The 5,310-nt window shown below is 68.6% G+C and carries 5 protein-coding genes; 3 read left to right on the top strand and 2 right to left on the bottom strand.

What is annotated here, in order from left to right; genetic code table 11:
• The first annotated feature begins 36 nt into the window (after positions 1-36).
• The 3 genes from AC1D12_RS23850 (at position 37) to AC1D12_RS23860 (ending at position 3,188) form a co-directional block, all read left to right on the top strand.
• Positions 37-1,386 carry a TolB family protein gene (locus AC1D12_RS23850; protein WP_477843287.1) on the top strand — a complete coding sequence of 450 codons (1,350 nt, stop codon included), beginning with the start codon at positions 37-39 and terminating at the stop codon, positions 1,384-1,386.
• 200 nt (positions 1,387-1,586) lie between these two features.
• Entirely contained in the window at positions 1,587-2,063 is a 477-nt protein-coding gene (locus tag AC1D12_RS23855; RefSeq protein ID WP_477843289.1) for a hypothetical protein, read from the top strand.
• A gap of 120 nt (positions 2,064-2,183) precedes the next feature.
• Positions 2,184-3,188: a phage tail tip lysozyme gene (locus AC1D12_RS23860; RefSeq protein ID WP_477843291.1), complete on the top strand. Its 1,005-nt coding sequence runs from the start codon at positions 2,184-2,186 to the stop codon at positions 3,186-3,188.
• A gap of 630 nt (positions 3,189-3,818) precedes the next feature.
• On the opposite strand, the gene AC1D12_RS23865 is transcribed toward AC1D12_RS23860, so the two are convergent.
• Both AC1D12_RS23865 and AC1D12_RS23870 read right to left on the bottom strand, forming a co-directional pair.
• Complete coding sequence (locus AC1D12_RS23865; RefSeq protein ID WP_477843293.1) at positions 3,819-5,135, bottom strand: type II toxin-antitoxin system HipA family toxin; 1,317 nt, start codon at positions 5,133-5,135, stop codon at positions 3,819-3,821.
• Positions 5,041-5,310: helix-turn-helix domain-containing protein (locus tag AC1D12_RS23870; RefSeq protein WP_047511580.1), on the bottom strand; the 270-nt coding region annotated here is incomplete at its 5' end. The genes AC1D12_RS23870 and AC1D12_RS23865, both read right to left, overlap by 95 nt.

A 5,310-nucleotide genomic window follows, 5' to 3' on the forward strand; every position in this document is an offset into this window, starting at 1 on the left:
CCTGAATACGGCCCTTCCCAACACGCCCCACGCCTCATGCAACACCGTCTCCTTGTGACCAGCCTGCTGCTGGCGCTGAGCGCGTCGGCCCACGCCGCCGAACTTCTCGTCGAGCCTGTCCAGGCGGGCCCCGCCGACCCGAGCCTGCAAAGCTACAACCTGCAGGAGCAGCGCGAGCTGCGCGTGTTCGCACGCTCGGCCGCCGGGTTCAAGCGTTCGCAGATCTTCTGGCAGCGCCGCGTCAATGGCGAGTGGTCGGACCCGCAGGTGCTGCCTTTCAGCGACCCGCGCTGGCGAGACTCCGACCCGCACCTGAGCGGCGATGGCAAGACGCTGACCTTCGTCTCCGACCGCCCCCTCGAGGGCGAGAAGGCGCTGGGACAGCTGGACATCCATGAGTCCCGCTGGACGGACGGCCAATGGAGTGCACCGCAGCGCCTGGCCGAGGCCGTGCAGGGCCCCGGCTTCGAGCTCGGGCCGGAGCGCTATGGCGAGCGCCTCTACTTCGGCTCCGACCGCCCCGGCGGGCCGGGCCGGCTGGCTGTCTACCAGAGCGAGCGTCGGGCCGATGGCACGTACAGCGTGCCGGTCGCGCTTCAGGCACCGATCAATGTGGGATTGTCCAACAGCGACTTCACGCTGTCGCCGGACGGCCGCCACGTGCTGTGGTGGAGCGATCGCAGCGAGACCCAGGCCAGGCAGGACGGCGACCTGTTCCTGGCGGAGCGGGTCGGTGCCGGGTTCGGCCCGGCGATACGCCTGCCAGCACCGGTCAACAGCCCGAGCTTCGAGTTCACGCCCTCGGTCAGCAGCGATGGACAGTGGCTGATATTCGCCTCCACCCGCCCGGGCCAGCATGCTGCGGGTCTGTCGCAGCTCTACCGCATCAGCTGGCCGGCGCTGCTGGCCGAGCTGGGCTCGCGGGCCGAGGCCCAGAGCCAGGCCCAACTGCAGCAGCGCATCGGCGACCTGTGGCGCACCTTCAACAGCAAGGCCGGCGGCGCGCCCGACGCCGAGCTGCTGCGCCCGCTGCTGCATCCGCAAACGCGGATCTGGGGCCAGCGCCTGCGCGATGCCAGCCTCGACGTGCGCAGCTGGTCTGGCACCGAGTTCCTGGCCACGCTGAAAGAGCCGACGCCCAAGGCGGTGTTCGAATGCGAGGTCCATCGCGAGCTGCGCCGCCATGGTGCCCACGCCCAGGTCTACAGCGTGGTCGAGACCCGCTACGACAGCGCCGAAGGGCCTGCCGCTTTCACCGGCGTCAACAGCAGCCAGTGGCAGTTGGGCTCGCAGGGCTGGCAGCTGCTGTCCCTGCACTACGCGACGGAGCTGCCGGGGCAGGCGCCCGCATCGCGCACGCGGCGCAGCGGCGACTGCCTGGGCTGAGCTCAGCCCAGGCGGGCTATCCAGGCACTCGATCTGGCCGAGAGTTCCCAAAGCAGATCTGCCCCATTCAGCCGCGAGGATGGCGGAGCGACTACCAGCTGCCATCGGTCCACCTCCTCAGATCTGAGGATGGCGATCTCTCCAGCTTCTGTCATCGTGTCCAGACATGCCCGGAGTGAACCGGCGACAAGGAGGATGCCATGACCCACGATACCACCGTCGCCGCGCTCGAAGCGGCTGGTCTCCACGCCGAACGCAGTGCGCTCTTGAAGCGCGAATACGAGCGTCAAGGGGCGACGTACAAGGACAGCCCGGCCGGCTGGCACGCGCTGAATGACATCGAGACCTTGATCGGCCTCGGCGGCACCTACCAGTGGTACGAAGACGGTGTGCTGCGCCAGATGACCTTGACCTTCGATCCCGGCAAGGAAGGCATCCAGGGCACCTATGCGCTGGTGAGCAACGACAGCAAGGAGTCCGGCACCTTCAACAGCACGCCCAACAACCCCGCCATCGGATGGGCCTACATCCTTCTCCAGCCGACGGGCGGTGCGCCGCGGCCATTGATTTTCTCCGGGATGCTGACCGACGCAGATTGGAAGGTCCTCGTGGCCTTGCTCAACGAGGTGGGCCAGAGCGGACCGATCGAGCCGCCGTTCCCGATCGTTCGGGCCTAGTTGCCGCAGGGGGCTTCGCACTGCCGCACGGCGTTTCGCACCGGCCGCCMTCGTGAGGGACGTGACGGGCCGAGCATGGCGGACACCACAACACCGCTGGCCAGCCTGAAGGAGATCCCCATGAGCGTAGGCGTCATGTCGCCGATGTCCCACTTCGGACCCATGGGTCACTACGGCTCGATGGGCCATATGGGGTCCCCGGGTGCCACGCATGCCGGTGGCTGCCACCCGGTCGATGAGTCGGCCGACGTGCAATTGAGCACCGAGCTGCCGAGCGAGGATCCCTCGGTCGAAGGCGCCTGCGGTGCCGAAGGCCAGGACGGCGAGATGGACCCGAACGCCACCACGATGAACCCGCAGCTGCTGGAGATGCTGGCGTACATGATGATGCAGTTCATGGCGGCCTTCCAGCAGAGTCCCTCGTCGGACGGAGGCGGTGGAGGAGGGGGTGGAGGCGGCGTCTCGGGCCTGGGTGGCGGCGGTGGYGGAGGGTGGGGCGGCGGCGAGGCCGTGGCAGCCGCACCGGTGGAAGGCACGAACCCCGGCGCGCAGGCGATGCCGCAGCCCGAGCAAGGCCCCGTCGCGGTGACCGAGGCGCCGGCGGCCCAGCCGGCCACCGGCGGCGGCGATGCCGGTCCGCTGAGCGGCGCGGCCCAGACCCAGCCGCTGCAGCCGGGCGAGAGCCTGCAGGTCGCGCAGCAGTGGAAGGACAACCTGAAGAAGGACTTCGGCCTCAACGACGCCCAGGCCGCTGGCATCGTCGGCAACCTGTGGCACGAGAGCGGCGGCATGAATTCCGGCATCACGCAGGGCGGCGGCATCGGCGGGCCGAACGGCAACATGGCCGACGACAACGGCAACGGCTATGGCATCGCCCAGTGGGGCGGGGTGCGCAAGCAGGGCCTGATCGATTTCGCCAAGGCCAACAAGCTCGACCCGTCGAGCCAGGCCGCCAATTACGGCTACCTGAAGCAGGAGCTGCAGGGCGAGTACAAGGGCGCGATCGACGCGGTGAAGGGCACGAACGACGTGGCCGGCGCCACCGCGGCCTTCTGCAACAGCTTCGAGAAGCCGAGTGATCCGCAGATGGCTTCGCGGGTGGAGTACGCGATGAAGCTGGGCTGAGCGGGCATCAGTCCTCGAGGTGCGGCTGTCGCCGGACAACGCCCTGCACGACCGCACCATCGTCCCCAGCCGCGGTTGCGCCACGGTGCCGTCCATCGGTTCGCCCACCTCGCCCGTCGCGTCCTGCAGGTGATCGGCCCACAGCCAGCGGCCGACGTAGTCGCCGCTGCAGAAGGCGTTCAGCTGGCGCAGTGGCGACCCGACCGTGAGCAGCTGGATGTCGGGCAGCGGGTTCCCGGGCGCCGAGATCCATGGCTTCGACGGGCCGTCGGGCAGGTTCCCCTCCGGGTCGGTGCGCAAGAAGCGCAGCAGGTCCGCGGTGATGACGGTCCCCTGGGGCCGAGCAAGACGAGCGAAGCCACGCCGCGGTCGTACGCGATCGTCATCAGCGCCCCGAAGAGGCACATCGCGAGCCATGCCTGGCGCCTTTCGCCATGGCACGCAAGGTCACCGCCTCGGTGCCACAGGCTTGCGCGGGGCGGTGGATGTCCGACAGCAGCGACTGCCGCAGGGATTTCCACAGCCCGCGGTCGATCGACGAGGGCGACGCAGAGGCCCGGCCGGTGGCGGCCGGCCGCGGCTCCAATGGCGCCACGGGCAGTCGCTTGGGTACAGGGCCAGACGATGACCCTAGGCCGCGTACTGCAGGCCCGTCTCCCAGGCCGGCTCCATCGCCTGCAGAAGTGATGCGGGCACGCGCGCATCTTGCCGCGCATCCTGCAGCGTCTGCCGCATGGCCTGCGCGATGCGCTCGAGCACCTGGGCGGGTTGGCTGACGCCGCAGACGCGCCGCCCGAAATCGTGCAGCTCTTCGACGGTGGGATAGGCCTTGCTGCCGTGCTTGCCGGCGAAGAGCTTGAGCGCGAGTGTTCTGTCTTCCAGCTCGGGGCCACCTGCGTACCGCGTGTAGCGGTAGATGGACGTCGTCACCACGTCGAACAGCGGAGCCAGCCACGCCTGGGTCTCGCTGCGGTAGAGCACGCCGAAGTTCTTCAGGTGGGCGTCGCCGTTGCGCACCATGACGCACAARGCCACCTGCTCGAAGAAGCGATGCAGGTTGTCGCTGTGCAATTGCATCTGGCGAAGCAGCTCGGCCACGCGCTGGTAGCTGCCCTGGTACTTGCGGTCGGACAACACGTCGCGCACGCGCAGCCCTGCGAGCGCGGCGATGTCCTCGAAGCCCAGGCGCTCGATGCGGCCGTCGTCGTGCGCGACGATGTCGAATCGATCGAGTATCAGCATCTGCCCATCGTCGGAGAGCGAGAACTCGGGCACCTGAATGCCAGCGCGCCGGGCCGTGGAGAGGCAGAGGAACTCGTTGGCCGCGAGACCCGGATACCCCGGACCGGCCGCCTTGACGATGAGCGAGGGCACCGGCACGGTGGGCCGCGCGGGCACCATGATCTTGGGCTGCATGCCTGCGATGCCGGCGCCGGTGCTCAGGTAGGCTGCCACGAGCTCGCCGAACACCTCGGGCGTGTACGGGGTGCTGAGCAGTTCTGCCTTGCTGATGACGCGAGGCGCGGCCACTGCGGGGGCGCCGGGCAGGTGGTAGCCCAGGCGGCCGATGCCGTTGCGGCCGGCCAGCGCCAGCAGGTGCATGGGCGTCATCGGCTGCTTGGGAAACAGCTCGCGGATGCGCATGAACAGGTCGCCCTCGGGCAGGTTCTGGTCCATGGGTGCGAACAGGTCGCTGTCTTGCCAGGTCAGTTTCTGCTTCGGCGGCATGAGCAGGGCCACCGACGCTTGCTCCGGGTCGGGCGCGAGATAGCGGAACTCATAGGCGGATGCCTTGAGCAGTTGCCCCGCATGGGGCGCGCCGCCGATGTCGACTTCGAGTGCGCGGATCTTTTCAGGGAGCATCGTCGTCGTCCTGGAAGCGGCGTGAGACTTCATCCGCGGTGGGCAGCCCCACCCGCTCCAGCCGCAGTGCGAGGCCCAGCGCACCCAGCACGGCCATCAAGGACGACACGGTGGTGTCTTCGCCGGCCTCAAGCCGGTAGATGACTTCGCGGACTTTTCCTGCCTTCTCGGCCAGCGCGGATTTGCTCAGGCCGAGTGTTTTCCGGTGCTCGCCCAGTGCGCGGCCCAACTCATCCGGAAGGCGAATGTTGTCAGTCAT

This window comes from Rhizobacter sp. P1_G5, from assembly GCF_056405435.1.

Bases quoted from the DNA above. Each gene is read 5' to 3' on its own strand.
- AC1D12_RS23850 (WP_477843287.1), top strand. From the start codon at position 37: ATGCAACACCGTCTCCTTGTGACCAGCCTGCTGCTGGCGCTGAGCGCG.
- AC1D12_RS23855 (WP_477843289.1), top strand. From the start codon at position 1,587: ATGACCCACGATACCACCGTCGCCGCGCTCGAAGCGGCTGGTCTCCAC.